The following is a 16,380-nucleotide window of genomic DNA, read 5'->3' as shown; positions in this document are numbered from 1 at the left end:
TCAGGCCTCCGTGACCCAGTGCGGGGCGCGCTTGTCGAGGAACGCGCCCAGGCCTTCCTGGCCTTCGGCGGACACCCGCAGGCGGGCGATCAGGGCGGCATTGTCACGGTCCAGGCTGTCGCGATCATCGGCGTCGCGCACCTGCCGGACCAGCAGCTTGGCCGAGGCCGAGGCGATCGGCCCAGCCTTGTCGAGCAGGGCCAGCTGCCGCTGTACCGCCTCGTCCAAGCGTTCGGGCTCCACCAGATGGTGGATCAGGCCGATACGCAGGGCGGTGTCGGCGTCGAAGTGCTCGCCGGTAGCGAACCAGCGACGGGCCTGGCGGCTGCCGATGGCCTCGATCACATAGGGCGAGATCACTGCCGGCAACAGGCCCAGACGGCTTTCGGTCAGGCCGAAGCGGGCGGCGGTGGTGGCGATGGCGATATCGCAGCAGGCCACCAGGCCGACACCCCCACCGAAGGCGGCGCCGTGGACCCTGGCCAGGGTCGGCTTGGGCAGCTCGTCCAGGGTGCGCATCAGCCGGGCCAGGGCCAGCGCGTCCTCGCGGTTGTCGGCCTCGCTGGCCGTGGCCATGCCGCGCATCCACTGCATGTCCGCACCTGCGGAGAAGGAGGCGCCGTGGCCGGCCACCACCACCGTGCGCACGGTGTCATCGCGGCCGGCCGCTTCCAGGGCGGCGGTCAGCCGGGCGATCAGGCCGGCATCGAAGGCGTTGTGCAGCTCCGGCCGGTTCAGCCAGAGGGTCAGGACAGCGCCATTGCGCTCGATCTGCAAAGCATCGTTCATGGGATTCCGGGGTTGCTCCATACCTGTATGGATCATAGCGGGCCATTGGTCATGGGCCATGACGCGACGCGGGAATGTTAGAATCGAGAACCATTTACATCCAGCAGAGAACACGCTAGATGACGCTGTCCGAACTGCCCCTGCACACCTCGGCCGTGGTCGATTCCGTGCAGGACCTGCATGCCAACGATGCCATCGCCCGGCGCCTGCGCGAGCTGGGCTTCGTCAAGGGTGAGGAAGTGCGCCTGGTGGCGCGAGGTCCGGTCGGCGGCGAGCCGCTGCTGGTGCAGGTCGGGTTCACCCGTTTCGCGCTGCGTATCAGTGAGGCACGGCGCGTGGTCATCGACCCGGCCAGCCAGGAGCGACGCGCATGAGCGCCACCGCAACCACCGCCCCGCTGCGCATCGCGCTGGTCGGCAATCCCAACAGCGGCAAGACCGCCCTGTTCAACCAGCTGACCGGCAGCCGGCAGAAGGTCGCCAATTACACCGGCGTCACCGTCGAGCGCAAGGAAGGCCGCCTGCGTGCGCCGTCCGGCCGCGAGTTCGCCGTGCTCGACCTGCCGGGCGCCTACAGCCTGCATCCGGCCAGCCTCGACGAGGCGATCACCCGCGACCTGTGCCGGGGTTTCTACCCGGGTGAGGCCGCGCCGGACGTTCTCCTGTGCGTGATCGACGCCACCAACCTGCGCCTGCACCTGCGTTTCGCGCTGGAACTGCGCGAGCTGGGCAAGCCGATGATCATCGCCCTGAACATGGTCGATGCCGCGCAGCGTCGCGGCATCCAGATCGACGTTGCCGCGCTGGAGCGCGAGATCGGTGTGCCGGTGGTGGAAACCGTGGCGGTGCGCAAGCAGGGCGCGCGCGCGCTGGTGGAACGCCTGGACACGATGGTGCCGCACCTGGATGCGCCGCTGGCCGGTGTTGAGAGTGGCGCGGACTACCACGCGCAGGTGCGCGCGATCCTGGCCGCCGCCGTGCGGATGCCGGCGCGGACCGCGAAGATCGACGACACGCTCGACCGCTGGCTGCTGCATCCGGTGTTCGGCCTGATCACCCTGGTCGTGGTGATGTTCCTGATCTTCCAGGCGGTGTTCGCTTGGGCGACGCCGCTGATGGATGGCATCGAGGCCGGCTTCGCCTGGCTGGGTGAACTGGCCGCCAGCGTGTTGCCGGCAGGCCCGCTGACCAGTCTGCTGACCGACGGCATCATCGCCGGCCTGGGGGGCGTGGTGGTGTTCCTGCCGCAGATCCTGATCCTGTTCGCCTTCATCCTGGCACTGGAGGAGTCCGGTTACCTGCCGCGCGCCGCGTTCCTGCTGGATCGCATGATGGCGGCGGCGGGCTTGTCCGGTCGTTCGTTCATCCCGTTGCTGTCCAGCTTCGCCTGCGCGGTGCCGGGCATCATGGCCACCCGCAGCATCCAGGACCCGCGTGACCGCCTGGCCACGATCCTGGTGGCACCGCTGATGACCTGCTCGGCGCGCCTGCCGGTGTACGCGCTGCTGATCGGCGCGTTCATTCCGGCCGGCAAGATCGGCATCTTCAACCAGCAGGGCCTGGTGCTGTTCGGCCTGTACGTGGCCGGCATCCTCAGCGCGCTGGTGATGTCGTGGGTGATGAAGAAGTGGCGCCGCGACAAGAGCGAGCACCCGCTGATGCTGGAGCTGCCGTCGTACCGCATTCCGCATCCGCGCGACCTCGCCGTCGGCCTGTACGAGCGCGGCATGATCTTCCTCAGGCGCGTCGGCGGCATCATCCTGGCGCTGACCATCCTGCTGTGGTTCCTGCTGTCGTTCCCGGGTGCGCCTGCCGATGCGACGATGCCGGCCATCGACTACAGCTATGCCGGCCAGATCGGCCATGCGATGACGGCGATCTTCGCGCCGCTGGGCTTCAACTGGCAGATCTGCATCGCGCTGATTCCGGGCCTTGCCGCGCGCGAAGTGGCGGTGTCGTCGCTGGCGACGGTGTATGCGCTGTCGGCTGCCGATGACGATGCGGCGATCTCCGCACTGTCGCCGGTGGTGGCCGACGGCTGGTCGCTGGCCACCGGCCTGGCCTTGCTGGTGTGGTTCATCTACGCGCCGATGTGCATTTCGACGCTGGCCACCATCAAGCGCGAGACCAACTCGTGGAAGACGATGGGCTTCTCGGCGTTCTACCTGTTTGCTGCGGCCTATGTCGCGGCGCTGATCACCTACCAGGTGACCGTGGCGCTGGGGGGCGGCTGATGGACGCCGGCCTGCTGATCCAGTACCTGATCATCGCGGTGGCCGTGCTGGTCAGTGCCTGGGTGGTACTGAAGAAGCAGGCGCCCGGCACCGTGCGCAAGCTGCGTGGCGCGCTGGCACTGGCGCTGCTGAAGCCGGGCCGCGCGGCCTGGCTGCAGGCGTTGGGCCGGAAGATCGCGCCGCCGGCCACTGGCGGTGGCGGCGCGTGTGGCGGCTGTGACAGTTGCGGACCGACGCCGCCGAAGCAGCACTGAGGCTGCCTTTCCTGCTTTGCTGGGTGCGAAGCTTGGTTCTTTGGTGGGTGCGAACCTTGGTTCGCACGCCCTTGATCCTTATCCACGCATGGCGTGGATCTACTCATCTCCCGCGCCGCCCTCCAGCGGCGTCGGAATTGATCATCCATGCTTGGCGTGGATCCATGTTGCGGGCAGGGCGAGGCGAGCAGTTTGCCGCGATGCGTCAGCGTGCCTGCGCACCCAGATCGGCAATCTGAGCCAGCCAGCGTTCGCGCTGTTGGGCCGTGCTGCTGCGCACGGTGCCCAAGCGGCTGACCCGCACCGGGCGGATGCCACAGAATTCCAGGATAGTGCTGCGGATCTGGGTAATGCCCGGGTCGCGGTAGATCCACCGGTAATACCAGGGCGGCGTGTCCAGGGTGGTGATGACCCGCGCGCTGCGTCCGGCCAGCAGCCGGTCCCACCAGACCGAATCGCGCCGGTAGCGGAAGGCGAAGCCTGGCAGCAGTACCCGGTCGAAGAAGCCTTTCAGCAGGGCCGGCATCGCCCCCCACCAGGTCGGGTAGACCAGCACAAGATGATCGCAGGCCTGGATCGCGTCGGCGGCGTCCTGCAGGTCGGCTTCCAACGGCTGGATCTGACGATATCCGTGGCGCAGCACCGGGTCGAACTGAAGGTCGCCCAGGGCGATCATGCGCACGTGGTGACCGGCGTTGCCGGCGGCGATCGCGTATCGCTGGGCGAGGGCGCCGCACAGGCTATCGCGGTCGGGATGGCCAAGGAGGATCAGGATGGAGCGGGGCACGGTAGTCTCGGGGGCTGGAAAGCACCCGACGTTGCGCTATGCCCCAAGGGCAGAGTCAAACCGCGGCAGGGCAGCCAGCGGGGACCAGTACGCAGGTGCCGTCGCCCTGCTGCAGCCATTGCCGCAGCTCGTCGCCCACCTGCTGCAACGCGATCTCGACGCGGGCGAGGCGTTCGCGCTCTGCAGCGATCGTCGTGCGCTGGCGCTCCAGCAGGGCCAGCACCGCCACCCAATCGAGCTGGCCGTCATCGCGCTGTAAACGGGAAATCGCGGTCAGGCCGATGCCCAGTCCCAGCGCCTGCCGGATCAGCTGCACCCACGCCACGTCCTGTTCGCTGTAGTCGCGATAGCGGTTCAGGCGCGGCACCGGTGGCAGCAGGCCGCGTGCCTCGTACAGGCGGATCGCCTTGGCGCTGGCGCCGGTGCGGCGCGCGACCTCTGAAATGCGCATCCGTTCAGTCCCGCACCAGGCCGCCGTCGACCACCAGATTCTGCCCGGTCACCGCGCGTGCCCAAGGGCTGGCGAAAAACAGCACGGCGTCGGCGAATTCGGCCGGGGTGGTGACGCTGCGCAGCGGCGTGTTGGCGGCGATGTAGTCGAATACGGCTTCCGGCGTGGCTGCACTGGCGTCGGTCGTGCGCAGCAGGCCGCCGGACAGCATGTTGACCGTGATGCCGTGCGGGCCGAGGTCGCCGGCCAGGGTGCGGGTGAGCGACAGCAGCGCGGCCTTGGCGGCGGTGTAGTCGTGGTAGGGCACCACCGGGTTCTGGAACAGGTTGGTGCCGATGTTGATGATCCGGCCGAAGCGCCGCGCCTGCATGCCGGGCAGGGCGGCCTGCACGGTGTTGAGGGCGCCACGCACGCTGCCTTCGAACTGCGCCTGGAAGGCCGGCCAGCGGATGTCGGCGGCGCTGTCGCGGGCATCGCCATTGAACGAGAACGCGGCCAACGCGTTGTTGACCACGGTGGTCACGCCCTGGCCGAAGTGCGCCAGTGCGTGCTGCAACAGGCTCTCGACCTGGGCGCGATCGGTGACGTCGGCCTGCAGGGCGATGGCCTGGCCGCCCAGCTCGCTGGCCAGTGCGCGTGCGGCCGCTTCGCTGCGGTGATAGTTGATGACAACCCGCGCGCCCTGCGCGGCGAAGGCGCGGGCGATGTGCTGGCCGAGGCCGCGACCGGCGCCGGTGACCAGTACCAGCTGTTCGCTGATCTGCATGATGGTCGGGCAATCCATGGCAAAAGGGCACGCAGCGTAGCAGCGACAGTGCTTGCCGGACCATGCGTGCTGCCGCTAGCCTGCGTGCATGAACCAGACTCCCCTGCGATTGCTTATTCACGGCGCCTCCGGGCGCATGGGCCAGGCCCTGTTGCGGCTGGCCGCCGAACACCCTGATTCCCTGCAGATTGTCGCTGCGGTGACCGGCCGCGCGCCGGCCCAGCGGGTGATCGATGGTGTGCCGTTCTTCGCGGCCAGCGAGTTGCCGGGGGCGCCGGTGTTCGACGTGGCGATCGATTTCAGCCTGCCGGAGGGCTTCGATGCACTGCTGGCACTGTGCGTGGAGCGCGGCGCCGGGCTGGTGTCGGGCACCACCGGCATTTCCACTGCGCAGCGGCAGGCGCTGGAGACGGCGGCGGTGAAGATTCCGCTGGTGTGGGCGTCGAACTTCAGCCTGGGCGTGGCGGTACTGGATGAGCTGGTGGAGCGCGCTGCGCAGGCGCTGGCGGGCTGGAACTGCGACATCGTCGAGTCGCACCATACGCAGAAGAAGGATGCGCCCTCGGGCACGGCGCTGACCCTGGGCGCCGCAGCACAGCGGGGCGGGGCTGAGCCGCAGTACGCCAGTCTGCGCGCCGGTGACATCGTCGGCGAGCATCTGGTGCAGTTCACCGGCCTGGGCGAGCGCATCGAGCTGGTGCACCGGGCCACCAACCGCGACATCTTCGCCCGTGGGGCGCTGTTTGCCGCGCGCCAGCTGCAGGGCCGGGCGGCGGGCAGCTACCGGGTACGCGACCTGCTGGACGGGCCCGGGTAACGGGCCCGGGTCGATGGTAGATGCCAACCTTGGTTGGCAGCCGTTGCTGAACGCGCCAACCAAGGTTGGCGCCTACCGGAGCCGGGCAGGTGGGATGGCAGCGGCCCGGTCATCGGCCTGCATACGCCCCCGGATTGAAATGAATGCGCAATCGCCTGTTCATGAATGGCGATAACCGCTGGCGCGCGCGCCCCGGCACCGCTACAATTCGCACTCGCCGAATCACGAAAGCCGGACCGGTCCCAGACCGTACGTCCGCGCTTTTTTGCAACCGGATTTCCGTGAAGCGCAGGCGTGACTTCGGCACCCCCTCGGTAGCCAAAGTGAGAATTCCGTGACCCAAGCCGCAATCCTCGTCCTCGAAGACGGCACCGTATTCGAGGGCGAATCCGTAGGCGCGCCCGGCCTGTCCGTCGGTGAGGTGGTGTTCAACACCGCCATGACCGGCTACCAGGAAGTGTTGACCGACCCGTCCTACGCCCGGCAGATGGTCACGCTGACCTATCCGCACATTGGCAACACCGGCATGACCGACCAGGACAATGAAGCGTCCAAGGTGTGGTCGGCCGGCCTGATCGTGCGCGACGTACCGCGCCGCCCGAGCAACTGGCGCAGCCAGGTGTCGCTGCAGGACTGGCTGATCCAGCGTGGCGTGGTCGCCATCGCCGGCATCGACACCCGCAAGCTGACCCGCATCCTGCGCGAGAAGGGCGCCCAGAACGGCGCGCTGATGGCCGGCGACGGCATCGATGTGGAAAAGGCACTGGAAGCGGCCCGCAAGTTCCCGGGTCTGAAGGGCATGGATCTGGCCAAGGTCGTGACTACCGACAAGACCTACGTCTGGACCGAGGGCCAGCTGGACCTGGATGCCAATGCCTTCGTCAGCGTGCCGGCCAAGTACAAGGTCGTGGCGTACGACTTCGGCGTGAAGACCAACATCCTGCGCATGCTGGCCGAGCGCGGCTGCGAGGTCACCGTGGTGCCGGCGCAGACCCCGGCTGCTGAAGTGCTGGCGCTGAAGCCGGACGGCGTGTTCCTGTCCAACGGCCCGGGCGACCCGGAGCCGTGCGACTACGCGATCGCCGCGATCAAGACCTTCATCGACGTGAAGATCCCGACCTTCGGCATCTGCCTGGGCCATCAGCTGCTGGGCCTGGCCTCGGGCGCGAAGACGATCAAGATGGGCCATGGCCACCACGGTGCGAACCATCCGGTGCAGGACCTGGACAGCGGTCGGGTGATGATCACCTCGCAGAACCACGGCTTTGCAGTGGATGAAGCGACCCTGCCGGCCACCCTGCGGGTGACCCACCGTTCGCTGTTCGACGGCACCAACCAGGGCATCGCCCGCACCGACGTGCCGGCCTTCTCGTTCCAGGGCCATCCGGAAGCGTCACCGGGCCCGACCGATGTGGGCCCGTTGTTCGACCGTTTCGTGGCGCTGATGGAACAGGCCAAGGCGTGATCAGTACGCCGCCGGTTCGCCGGTGGCGTCGCGATGGACCGTAAGCCTCCGCATCGCGGCTGCCCCTGGCGCGGCGCTGCGGATCAAGATTCCTGATCGACAGCGTGCGATCACCCCCCTTGTCACGCTGTACTGACTTAGAGAAGAAAATGCCCAAGCGCACTGACCTCAAGACCATCCTCATCATCGGTGCCGGCCCGATCGTCATCGGCCAGGCCTGTGAGTTCGATTACTCCGGCGCCCAGGCCTGCAAGGCCCTGCGTGACGAGGGCTACCGCGTGGTGCTGGTCAACAGCAACCCGGCCACGATCATGACCGACCCGGAGATGGCCGACGCCGTCTACATCGAGCCGATCAACTGGCAGACGGTCGAGAAGATCATCGCCAAGGAAAAGCCCGACGCGCTGCTGCCGACCATGGGTGGCCAGACCGCGCTGAACTGCGCGCTGGACCTGGCCGACAACGGCGTGCTGGAGAAGTACAACGTCGAGCTGATCGGCGCCAAGCGCGCAGCGATCATGATGGCCGAAGACCGCGAACTGTTCCGTGTGGCGATGGGCGAGATCGGCCTGGAGTGCCCGACCGCCGCCGTTGCCCACACCCTGGACGAAGCGCTGGAGATCCAGACCCGCGTCGGCTACCCGACCATCATCCGCCCCAGCTTCACCCTGGGCGGCAGTGGCGGCGGCATCGCCTACAACCGCGAAGAGCTGATCGAGATCGTCAACCGCGGCCTGGAGCTGTCGCCGACCTCCGAAGTGCTGGTCGAAGAGTCGGTGCTGGGCTGGAAGGAGTTCGAGATGGAAGTGGTCCGCGATACCGCGGACAACTGCATCATCGTCTGCTCGATCGAGAACCTGGACCCGATGGGCGTGCACACCGGTGACTCGATCACCGTGGCCCCGGCGCAGACCCTGACCGACAAGGAATACCAGCGCCTGCGCGACGCCTCCATCGCCGTGCTGCGCAAGATCGGCGTGGATACCGGTGGTTCGAACGTGCAGTTCGGCATCAACCCGGACACCGGCCGCGTGGTGGTGATCGAGATGAATCCGCGCGTGTCGCGCTCCTCGGCGCTCGCCTCCAAGGCCACCGGCTTCCCGATCGCCAAGGTCGCCGCCAAGCTGGCCGTGGGCTACACCCTGGACGAACTGAAGAACGAGATTACCGGCGGCCTGACCCCGGCGTCGTTCGAGCCGTCCATCGACTACGTCGTCACCAAGATCCCGCGCTTCGCCTTCGAGAAGTTCCCGGCCGCCGATGCACGCCTGACCACCCAGATGAAGTCGGTGGGCGAGGTGATGGCGATGGGCCGCACTTTCCAGGAGTCGATGCAGAAGGCCCTGCGTGGCCTGGAAACCGGCAAGGTCGGCTTCGACCCGACCGGCCTGGACCTGACCAGTGAAGATGATCTGCAGACCCTGCGCCGCGAGCTGAAGGCGCCGGGTCCGGAACGCCTGTTCTTCGTGGGCGATGCGTTCCGCGCCGGCATGAGCGTGGAGGACATCTTCAAGCTGTCCTACATCGATCCGTGGTTCCTGGACCAGATCGAAGAAATCATCGCCGCTGAGACCCAGGTCGCGGCTGATGGTATCGACGCACTGGATGCGGCGCGCCTGCGCAAGCTCAAGCGCGCCGGCTTCTCCGACGCCCGCCTGGCCCAGCTGACCGGCACCAACGAAGCGGCCGTGCGTGCGCTGCGTCGCGCGCACAAGGTGCGCCCGGTGTACAAGCGCGTGGACTCCTGCGCAGGTGAATTCTCCACCGGCACCGCCTACCTGTACTCGACCTATGAGGACGAGTGCGAAGCCGCGCCGAGCAACCGCGACAAGATCATGATCCTCGGCGGTGGCCCGAACCGCATCGGCCAGGGCATCGAGTTCGACTACTGCTGCGTGCACGCGGCACTGGCGCTGCGCGAGGATGGCTATGAAACCATCATGGTCAACTGCAACCCGGAAACCGTGTCGACCGACTACGACACCTCCGACCGCCTGTACTTCGAACCGCTGACCCTGGAAGACGTGCTGGAAATCGTCGAGCTGGAGCAGCCGAAGGGCGTGATCGTGCAGTACGGCGGCCAGACCCCGCTGAAGCTGGCACGCGCGCTGGAAGCCAATGGCGTGCCGGTGATCGGCACCAGCCCGGACTCGATCGACCTGGCCGAAGACCGCGAGCGCTTCCAGCAGCTGGTGGACCAGCTGGGCCTGAAGCAGCCGCCGAACCGCATTGCCCGCAACGACCAGGAAGCCCTGCTGCTGGCCCGCGAGATCGGCTACCCGCTGGTGGTGCGCCCGAGCTACGTGCTGGGTGGCCGCGCCATGGAAATCGTCTACGGCGAATCCGACCTGGCCCGCTACGTGCGTGACGCGGTGAAAGTGTCCAACGATTCGCCGGTGCTGCTGGACCGCTTCCTCGACAACGCCGTCGAGTGCGACGTGGACATCATCGCCGACGCCCAGGGCAACGTCCTGATCGGTGGCGTGATGGAGCACATCGAAGAGGCTGGCGTGCACTCGGGCGATTCCTCCTGCTCGCTGCCGCCGTACTCGCTGTCGGCTGAAACCCAGGCAGAGCTGCGTCGCCAGGTGGTCGAGCTGGCCAAGGCCCTGAACGTGGTGGGCTTGATGAATACCCAGTTCGCGATCCAGACCGACGAGGAAGGCAACGACACCATCTTCCTGCTGGAAGTGAACCCGCGTGCCTCGCGCACCGTGCCCTTCGTGTCCAAGGCCACCGGCATGCCGCTGGCCAAGATCGCGGCCCGCTGCATGGCGGGCAAGACCCTGGAAGAGCAGGGCGCCACCAAGGAAATCGTGCCGGACTACTACTCGGTGAAGGAGGCGATCTTCCCGTTCGCCAAGTTCCAGGGCGTCGACCCGATCCTTGGGCCGGAGATGCGCTCCACCGGTGAAGTGATGGGCGTGGGCCGCAGCTTCAACGCCGCCTTCGCGCGCGCGCAGGAAGCCGGTGGCATCAAGGCGCCGCCGGTGGGCAAGGCCTTCGTGTCGGTGCGCGACCCGGACAAGAAGCGCGTGTTGCCGGTGGCCAAGGCCCTGCTGGCACGTGGCTACAGCCTGGTTGCCACCCGTGGCACCGCAGCGTGGCTGCAGCAGCACGGCATGGACTGCGAGATCATCAACAAGGTGGTCGAGGGTCGTCCGCACATCGTCGATTCGATCAAGAACGGCGAGATCGTCTATATCGTCAACACGACCGAAGGTCGTGCCGCGATCAACGACTCGTTCTCGATCCGTCGCGAGGCGCTGCAGCATCGCGTCACCTATTCGACCACCATTGCCGGTGCCAAGGCGCTGGTGGATTCACTGGAATTCCGCGGTACCGGCCCGGTCTGGTCGCTGCAGGAACTGCACAAGGAGTTGAACGCATGAGAGCACCCATCACGATGAAGGGCGCGCAGCGACTGCGCGATGAACTGGATCACCTGAAGTCGGTCAAGCGCCCGAAGGTGATCGCCGCGATCGCCGAAGCGCGCGAGCACGGCGACCTGAAGGAGAATGCCGAGTACCACGCCGCGCGCGAGGAACAGGGCTTCATCGAAGGCCGCATCAAGCAGCTGGAAGGCGAGCTGTCGCACGCCGAGATCATCGACGTGAGCAAGCTCAATGCAGGCTCCAAGGTGGTGTTCGGCGCCAGCGTGACCCTGGCCGACGTGGAATCGGACGAAGAGAAGAAGTACCAGATCGTTGGCGATCTGGAAGCGGACATCAAACTGGGCCTGATCGCCATTTCCTCGCCGGTTGCCCGCGCGATGATCGGCAAGCTGGAAGGTGACTCGATCGTGATCGATGCGCCGGCCGGCCAGCGCGAGTACGAGATCGTCAGCGTCAGCTACCAGGACTGATCCGTGGCGACGGCGACCCTGCTGTTGCCGGCGCGCAGCCGCTTTGCGGTGGCTGCGTTGCCGGATGATGTGGCGCGCGCCCTCGGCCGCGCCACCACCTCGCAGGGCGACGCCGGTGAACGTGCGCAGCTGCTGCGTCACTTCACGGTCGCCGCGCCGCAATGGCCGGTAGCCGCGTTGACCCGCCAGCGTGACGTCGGCGATGCCGCCGGCGCCTGCTGGCTGCGTGCCGATCCTGCCTGCATGGTGCCGGACATGCATGGCGCGCGCATGATGGGCCACGGCGAAACGCTGCGGCCCAGCCTGGCCGATACGTTGGCCCTGCTGCCCGTGTTGCAGCCACTGTTTGCGGATGCAGGTTTCGTCCTGGATGCACCCGATCCTTCGCGTTGGTACCTGCGGCTGCCGATCGGTACCGAACTGCCGGAGTTCGACAGTCCGGACGAGGTGCTGGGTGATGATCTGTTCTCGCACCTGCCACCGGGCGAGGCGGGCCGTCGCTGGCGCGCATTGATGACGGAAGCGCAGGTGCTGCTGCACACCCATTCATGGAACCAGCAGCGCGCCGCACAAGGCCAACAGCCGATCAACTCGCTGTGGTTCTGGGGTGGTGGCGTGATGCCGGTATCGGTGGCCACGCCACATGCGCAGGTGCGCAGCCGCGATGCGCTGCTGCAGGGTCTGGCCCAGGCCGCAGGCGTAGCGGTGGATGGCGAGCAATCGGTCGATGCACTGGTTGATCTGCGCCAGCTGCGCTCGTTGCAGCAGCTGGGCAGCGATGCAATCCGGCCGCTGCTGGCCGCGCTCAAGCGTGGTGAACTGCAACGGCTGGTGCTGGATTTCGAGGATGGCCTGCAGTTCCAGCTGGACAAAGGCCAGCGCTGGCAGTTCTGGAAGAAGCCGCGCCAGCTTCACGACGGTTGAGGCAAGGCGGCAGCGCCGGGCCATGCCCGGCGGATGCGCTATTGAACATCGGTGACGTAGGTCGGCAACTGCCAGTGCCTGCGGCTCGGGCCGGTGCAGTAGTGACCGACAAACTCCGCGCTCAGGCTCAGACGGGTTCCATCCCACGCCCAATGCCGGCTCGTACCGCAGGCATCCGTACCGGCCACGAATCCTTCTTCAAGGAACACGGCGTGCGGGTAGAGTGGAAACAGCGTGGTCCGGGCGATCAGCGTGGGTGCGAAGGGGGGACGGTCGCGGATCAGCCACGTACCCGCGGACACGATGTAGCGGCCGGTTGCACAGTTCAACAGGGCAAGGACATGGGTAGCATCCACTCGTTCGATGCGTAGTTGGCGCGACGACATCTGTTCGCAGGCGTTCCGCGCGGCGGCCACCGGCTGCAGTTGCTGAAGCAGGTCTGTCCGCTCAGCCAGTTGTCCATCCGTGTCATGTGCTTCGACCAGCAGGGGCGGTGCCTTCAGTGGTGGCGCGGCTACCGCGGCCGGCACCTTCGATTCGGGCTGTGCGCCCTTGCGCACCAGCGCGCCTGGGGTATCCAGCCGACCCTGTGCTTCGTCCATCTTCAGCAGCAGCGTGCGCATGCCGCGATCCGACAGCGGCCAGGCGTGGCCCGAGGCATCGCTCATCTGGATGCGTTTGCCACTCACCAGCGCATCGATCATCGCTGCCACGTAGCGCGAGGGTAGTTCCAGGCCAAGGTCGAGCGCGTCGCTGTGGCCAATGGCACCGAGGTCCCTTCCGTCCACGCGCAGTCGCAGCGCCCCTTCGGGTGCCATCGCCGCAGGGGTACGAGGCGCGTCCTCGGCGCCTTCGGCCATTGACAGCCGTGCGGTGACCGCCGTCTGTGGCCCGCCAGCGCGTTCGAGCAGCACGCTCAGCATCAGCGGTGCCAGCGGACCGTAGGCGGCCAGCCGGCAGGTGCGGGTGTTGTCGCAGGCCATCACCCCGTCACCCTCGACGAAAGAAGTCCCAAGCGGGTCAGCGGCCGAGGCAATTGGCGCCAGAGTGAGGGAGGCCAGCAGCAGGACTGTCGGTAGTAGTGAGGATGCGCGCATTCAACGAACCTCGCTGACCAGCGTCGGCAGGGTCCAGTGCCCACCCGGCATGCCACGGCACAAGCCGGTACTGAACGCACTGCTTGGCTGGAATCTGCGGCCATCCCAGGTCCAGTCCGAGCCGGAAACGCAGTCGCCGATGCCGCGGCCCTTGTAGCGTGCGTAGAGCGTGCGCTCGACGCGCGAGAAGCCCTCTGCTTCCAGCGTGACCGTCTGCGGGGCAAACGGTGGATGATCGCGCGCGATCCAGAAACCATTGCTGTAGTTGTACGCACCCATCTGGCACAGCGCCTGCACCAGGACATGGCGCTCGTCCAGCCGCTCGATCACCATTTCCGGGGTTCCCTTGTACTCGATCAGACGCGGGCAGTCGTCGCTGTCGCCGAGCGTGGCAATCAGCGCGTCGCGCAGCGCTTCGCTGCTGCCCAATGCGCTGTCTTCGGAGCGTGGCGCCGTCAGGGCCGCGCTCACGATCACAGGCTTGGCGCGCGCAGCCGGCACGCTCGCTTCGGCACGCGTGCCGCGCCGTATCAGGGCGCCGGGCGTGCCCACGCGCCCTTGTGCCTCGTCCATTTTCAACAGTACGGCGGCGGCACCACGATCGGAGATCGACCAGCGCGTGCCCCTGCTGTCGATCACTTCGATGCGGGCCTGGCCGGGCAGGGCGGCGAGCAGGGCTGCAACCTGAGCCGGTCGCAGCGCGACTGCTTCGTCGGGCCCAGTGTCCTGCACGGGACCCAGATCACGTCCGTTCACCTGCAGATGCATCGATCCTTCAGGCATTGTGCTTTCGCCATCCTCACCGACCCGCAGCCGCGCCTTCACTGCCGTGCCGGGGCCGCCAGCACGTTCCAGCATCAGGCCCAGCAGGCTGTCAGCCGGTTCCGGACCATAGCCGGCGGCACGGCAGGTGCCGGAGTTGTCGCAGGCCAGGAACCAGTCGTGGTGCACGAACTCGATACCGGGTTCCAACGGTGTGTTTCCGGCGTGGGAAGCGAGTGGCAGCAGGAGGCTGGCCAGCAGTACGGACAGCGGGCGATACATGGCGAATTCCGTTTCAGAAGTGAACAAGCATGGGCGATCAGCACGCCTGCGCCAAGCCCGCGGAGAGCCTGGCAAGCCGAGCGGGTATCATGCGCGGGTCTTCCGTAACCCGGCGATGCCGATGTCCCTTGCCGCCGATGCTGCGCTGCCGTCTTCCGATACGCCGATGATCCGCCGCCGCGATGTCGCCGTACCCGGCGTCTGGCCGGACGGCACGCTGCCACTGTTGGCACGCCTGTACGCCGCACGCGGAGCGCAGACGCCGGAGCTGGCGCTGCCCAAGCTGGGCAACCTGCATGCGCCGGAGCTGCTGACCGGCATCGATGCGGCCGTGGACCTGCTGGTCGAGGCCATCGCCGCCGACAAGCGCATCCTGGTGGTGGGTGATTTCGACTGTGACGGCGCAACTGCCTGCGCGGTCGGCGTGCGCGGCCTGCGCATGCTCGGCGCGCAGCATGTCTTGCATGCCGTGCCCAACCGCATGGTGCACGGCTACGGTCTGTCGCCGTCGCTGGTGGACGAGCTGGCTGCGCTGCAGCCGGATCTTCTGGTCACCGTCGATCACGGCATTGCCTGCCATGCCGGCGTGACCGCAGCCAAAGCGCGGGGCTGGCAGGTGCTGGTGACCGATCACCATCTGCCCGGTCCGCAGCTGCCACCGGCCGATGTCATCGTCGACCCCAATCTGGACGGCGACGCCTTCCCCAGCAAGTCGCTGGCCGGTGTCGGCGTGATCTTCTATGTGCTGATGGCGCTGCGCCGGCAGATGCGCGAAGCGGGTGTATTTGCCGATGGCAAGGGTCCGGACCTGACCACGCTGCTGGATCTGGTGGCCGTGGGCACCGTGGCCGATCTGGTGGTGCTGGATGCCAACAACCGCGCCCTGGTCAGTGCTGGTCTGCGGCGGCTGCGCAACGGTCAGGGCTGTGTCGGCCTGAAGGCATTGATCGAAGCCAGCGGCCGCGACGCCGCACGCCTGACCGCTACCGACATCGGCTTCGGGCTCGGCCCGCGCTTGAACGCGGCCGGTCGACTGGAAGACATGGCACTGGGAATCGCGCTGCTGCTCACCGAAGATCCACGCCAGGCCCGCGACATCGCGCAGACGCTGGAGCAGATCAACGCCGAGCGGCGTGCGGTGCAGCAGTCGATGACCGATGACGCCGAACAGGCGCTGTCGCGAGTGGTGCTCGATACCGCCGGTCAGCGACCGGTCGCGGCCTGCCTGTTTGATGCGGATTGGCACCCGGGTGTGGTGGGCCTGGTCGCTTCGAAGATGAAGGATCGCCTGCATCGCCCGGTGATCGCGTTCGCGCCGGCCGAGCCGGGTGCCGACACCCTGCGCGGTTCAGCGCGTTCGATCGCCGGCCTGCATATCCGTGATGCGCTGGCGCTGGTCGATGCTCGCCATCCCGGCTTGATCGAGCGCTTCGGCGGTCACGCGATGGCTGCCGGCTTGAGCATGCGACTGGATCATCTGGCCGACTTCGAAGCCGCTTTCGTCGCCACCGTGCTGGAAATGCTGGATCCGGCGGCACTGCAGCAGCAGGTGCTCAGCGATGGCGAACTGGCGGCGGACGAGCTCGATCATCGCCACGCCGATGCGCTGCGCCTGGCGGGGCCTTGGGGACAGGGTTTCCCCGAGCCGCTGTTCGACGGCCACTTCGAAGTGGCCAACTGGCGCGTATTGAAGGAACGGCATCTGAAGCTGGAACTGCGTCTGCCCGGCGTACCGGGCACGATCAACGCGATTCACTTCGGTGGCTGGCACGGCAACGCGCCCGGCAAGCATGTCCACCTGGCCTATCGCCTGGCCTGCGATGACTATCGCGGTGGCGCCGCGATCCAGCTGATCGTCGAGCACTGCCTGCCCGCATGAAAAAAGGGG

At 67.2% G+C, this 16,380-nt stretch carries 15 protein-coding genes; 9 read left to right on the top strand and 6 right to left on the bottom strand.

Annotated elements, in window-relative coordinates; all coding sequences use genetic code 11:
• Positions 1 to 789, bottom strand: a complete 789-nt coding sequence (locus tag QOL57_RS00820) for an enoyl-CoA hydratase-related protein (protein ID WP_089240904.1) — start codon at positions 787 to 789, stop codon at positions 1 to 3.
• A 119-nt stretch (positions 790 to 908) separates the two neighbouring features.
• On the opposite strand from QOL57_RS00820, the gene QOL57_RS00815 reads away from it, so the two are divergent.
• Genes QOL57_RS00815 through QOL57_RS00805 form a run of 3 tightly spaced genes read left to right on the top strand, consistent with a single transcriptional unit; the run spans position 909 to position 3,276 of the window.
• On the top strand, positions 909 to 1,163 hold the full coding sequence (locus QOL57_RS00815; RefSeq protein WP_089240906.1) for a FeoA family protein: 255 nt from the start codon (positions 909 to 911) through the stop codon (positions 1,161 to 1,163).
• Positions 1,160 to 3,022 (top strand): ferrous iron transport protein B, encoded by a 1,863-nt coding sequence (gene feoB / locus QOL57_RS00810; RefSeq protein WP_089240908.1) that lies wholly within the window; start codon positions 1,160 to 1,162, stop codon positions 3,020 to 3,022. Before QOL57_RS00815 ends, feoB begins: the two co-directional genes overlap by 4 nt.
• Positions 3,022 to 3,276, top strand: a complete 255-nt coding sequence (locus QOL57_RS00805) for a DUF6587 family protein (RefSeq protein WP_089240910.1) — start codon at positions 3,022 to 3,024, stop codon at positions 3,274 to 3,276. The genes feoB and QOL57_RS00805 overlap by 1 nt, the downstream gene beginning before the upstream one ends.
• Positions 3,277 to 3,481: 205 nt before the next feature.
• Here the strand turns inward: QOL57_RS00805 and QOL57_RS00800 are convergent, their stop codons facing one another.
• Genes QOL57_RS00800 through QOL57_RS00790 form a run of 3 tightly spaced genes read right to left on the bottom strand, consistent with a single transcriptional unit; the run spans position 3,482 to position 5,298 of the window.
• Positions 3,482 to 4,063 carry an NAD(P)H-dependent oxidoreductase gene (locus tag QOL57_RS00800; RefSeq protein WP_089240912.1) on the bottom strand — a complete coding sequence of 194 codons (582 nt, stop codon included), beginning with the start codon at positions 4,061 to 4,063 and terminating at the stop codon, positions 3,482 to 3,484.
• Positions 4,064 to 4,118: 55 nt separating this feature from the next.
• Entirely contained in the window at positions 4,119 to 4,514 is a 396-nt protein-coding gene (locus QOL57_RS00795; protein WP_089240914.1) for a MerR family transcriptional regulator, read from the bottom strand.
• A 4-nt stretch (positions 4,515 to 4,518) separates the two neighbouring features.
• On the bottom strand, positions 4,519 to 5,298 hold the full coding sequence (locus QOL57_RS00790) for a 3-oxoacyl-ACP reductase (protein ID WP_176429881.1): 780 nt from the start codon (positions 5,296 to 5,298) through the stop codon (positions 4,519 to 4,521).
• Positions 5,299 to 5,368: 70 nt separating this feature from the next.
• Between QOL57_RS00790 and dapB the strand changes: the two genes are divergently transcribed.
• The 5 genes from dapB to QOL57_RS00765 all read left to right on the top strand — a co-directional run bounded on the left by dapB (position 5,369) and on the right by QOL57_RS00765 (position 12,351).
• Complete coding sequence (gene dapB, locus QOL57_RS00785) at positions 5,369 to 6,097, top strand: 4-hydroxy-tetrahydrodipicolinate reductase (RefSeq protein ID WP_089240918.1); 729 nt, start codon at positions 5,369 to 5,371, stop codon at positions 6,095 to 6,097.
• A gap of 334 nt (positions 6,098 to 6,431) precedes the next feature.
• On the top strand, positions 6,432 to 7,562 hold the full coding sequence (gene carA / locus QOL57_RS00780; protein ID WP_089240920.1) for a glutamine-hydrolyzing carbamoyl-phosphate synthase small subunit: 1,131 nt from the start codon (positions 6,432 to 6,434) through the stop codon (positions 7,560 to 7,562).
• Positions 7,563 to 7,711: 149 nt separating this feature from the next.
• Positions 7,712 to 10,954, top strand: a complete 3,243-nt coding sequence (gene carB, locus QOL57_RS00775) for a carbamoyl-phosphate synthase large subunit (RefSeq protein ID WP_089240922.1) — start codon at positions 7,712 to 7,714, stop codon at positions 10,952 to 10,954.
• Between the two features lie 8 nt (positions 10,955 to 10,962).
• Positions 10,963 to 11,427 carry a transcription elongation factor GreA gene (greA, locus tag QOL57_RS00770; RefSeq protein WP_176022519.1) on the top strand — a complete coding sequence of 155 codons (465 nt, stop codon included), beginning with the start codon at positions 10,963 to 10,965 and terminating at the stop codon, positions 11,425 to 11,427.
• 3 nt (positions 11,428 to 11,430) lie between these two features.
• Positions 11,431 to 12,351, top strand: coding sequence for a phosphoglycerate mutase (locus tag QOL57_RS00765; RefSeq protein WP_089240926.1), 921 nt, complete (start codon positions 11,431 to 11,433; stop codon positions 12,349 to 12,351).
• Positions 12,352 to 12,389: 38 nt separating this feature from the next.
• On the opposite strand, the gene QOL57_RS00760 is transcribed toward QOL57_RS00765, so the two are convergent.
• Together QOL57_RS00760 and QOL57_RS00755 are read right to left on the bottom strand one after the other, a co-directional pair.
• The gene (locus tag QOL57_RS00760; protein ID WP_089240928.1) at positions 12,390 to 13,448 is read right to left on the bottom strand and encodes a DUF1176 domain-containing protein; all 1,059 of its coding nucleotides are present in this window, start codon (positions 13,446 to 13,448) and stop codon (positions 12,390 to 12,392) included.
• Positions 13,449 to 14,492, bottom strand: coding sequence for a DUF1176 domain-containing protein (locus tag QOL57_RS00755; RefSeq protein ID WP_089240930.1), 1,044 nt, complete (start codon positions 14,490 to 14,492; stop codon positions 13,449 to 13,451).
• Positions 14,493 to 14,613: 121 nt separating this feature from the next.
• On the opposite strand from QOL57_RS00755, the gene recJ reads away from it, so the two are divergent.
• A complete protein-coding gene (gene recJ / locus QOL57_RS00750; RefSeq protein WP_089241300.1) occupies positions 14,614 to 16,371 on the top strand; it encodes a single-stranded-DNA-specific exonuclease RecJ in 1,758 nt (585 codons plus the stop codon).
• The last annotated feature ends 9 nt before the right edge of the window (positions 16,372 to 16,380 follow it).

The organism is Stenotrophomonas sp. yr243, assembly GCF_900184195.1.
Classification (GTDB): domain Bacteria; phylum Pseudomonadota; class Gammaproteobacteria; order Xanthomonadales; family Xanthomonadaceae; genus Stenotrophomonas; species Stenotrophomonas lactitubi.
Note: the sequence above shows the minus strand (reverse complement) of the source record. Positions and strands in the feature narration are given on the sequence as shown.

What these genes read in the sequence shown, in the direction of transcription:
- QOL57_RS00790 (WP_176429881.1), bottom strand. Translation starts at nt 5,298, where the DNA reads ATGGATTGCCCGACCATCATGCAGATCAGCGAACAGCTGGTACTGGTC.
- feoB (WP_089240908.1), top strand. Translation starts at nt 1,160, where the DNA reads ATGAGCGCCACCGCAACCACCGCCCCGCTGCGCATCGCGCTGGTCGGC.
- QOL57_RS00805 (WP_089240910.1), top strand. Translation starts at nt 3,022, where the DNA reads ATGGACGCCGGCCTGCTGATCCAGTACCTGATCATCGCGGTGGCCGTG.
- carB (WP_089240922.1), top strand. Translation starts at nt 7,712, where the DNA reads ATGCCCAAGCGCACTGACCTCAAGACCATCCTCATCATCGGTGCCGGC.
- recJ (WP_089241300.1), top strand. Translation starts at nt 14,614, where the DNA reads ATGTCCCTTGCCGCCGATGCTGCGCTGCCGTCTTCCGATACGCCGATG.
- QOL57_RS00815 (WP_089240906.1), top strand. Translation starts at nt 909, where the DNA reads ATGACGCTGTCCGAACTGCCCCTGCACACCTCGGCCGTGGTCGATTCC.
- QOL57_RS00755 (WP_089240930.1), bottom strand. Translation starts at nt 14,492, where the DNA reads ATGTATCGCCCGCTGTCCGTACTGCTGGCCAGCCTCCTGCTGCCACTC.
- dapB (WP_089240918.1), top strand. Translation starts at nt 5,369, where the DNA reads ATGAACCAGACTCCCCTGCGATTGCTTATTCACGGCGCCTCCGGGCGC.
- QOL57_RS00820 (WP_089240904.1), bottom strand. Translation starts at nt 789, where the DNA reads ATGAACGATGCTTTGCAGATCGAGCGCAATGGCGCTGTCCTGACCCTC.
- QOL57_RS00760 (WP_089240928.1), bottom strand. Translation starts at nt 13,448, where the DNA reads ATGCGCGCATCCTCACTACTACCGACAGTCCTGCTGCTGGCCTCCCTC.
- QOL57_RS00795 (WP_089240914.1), bottom strand. Translation starts at nt 4,514, where the DNA reads ATGCGCATTTCAGAGGTCGCGCGCCGCACCGGCGCCAGCGCCAAGGCG.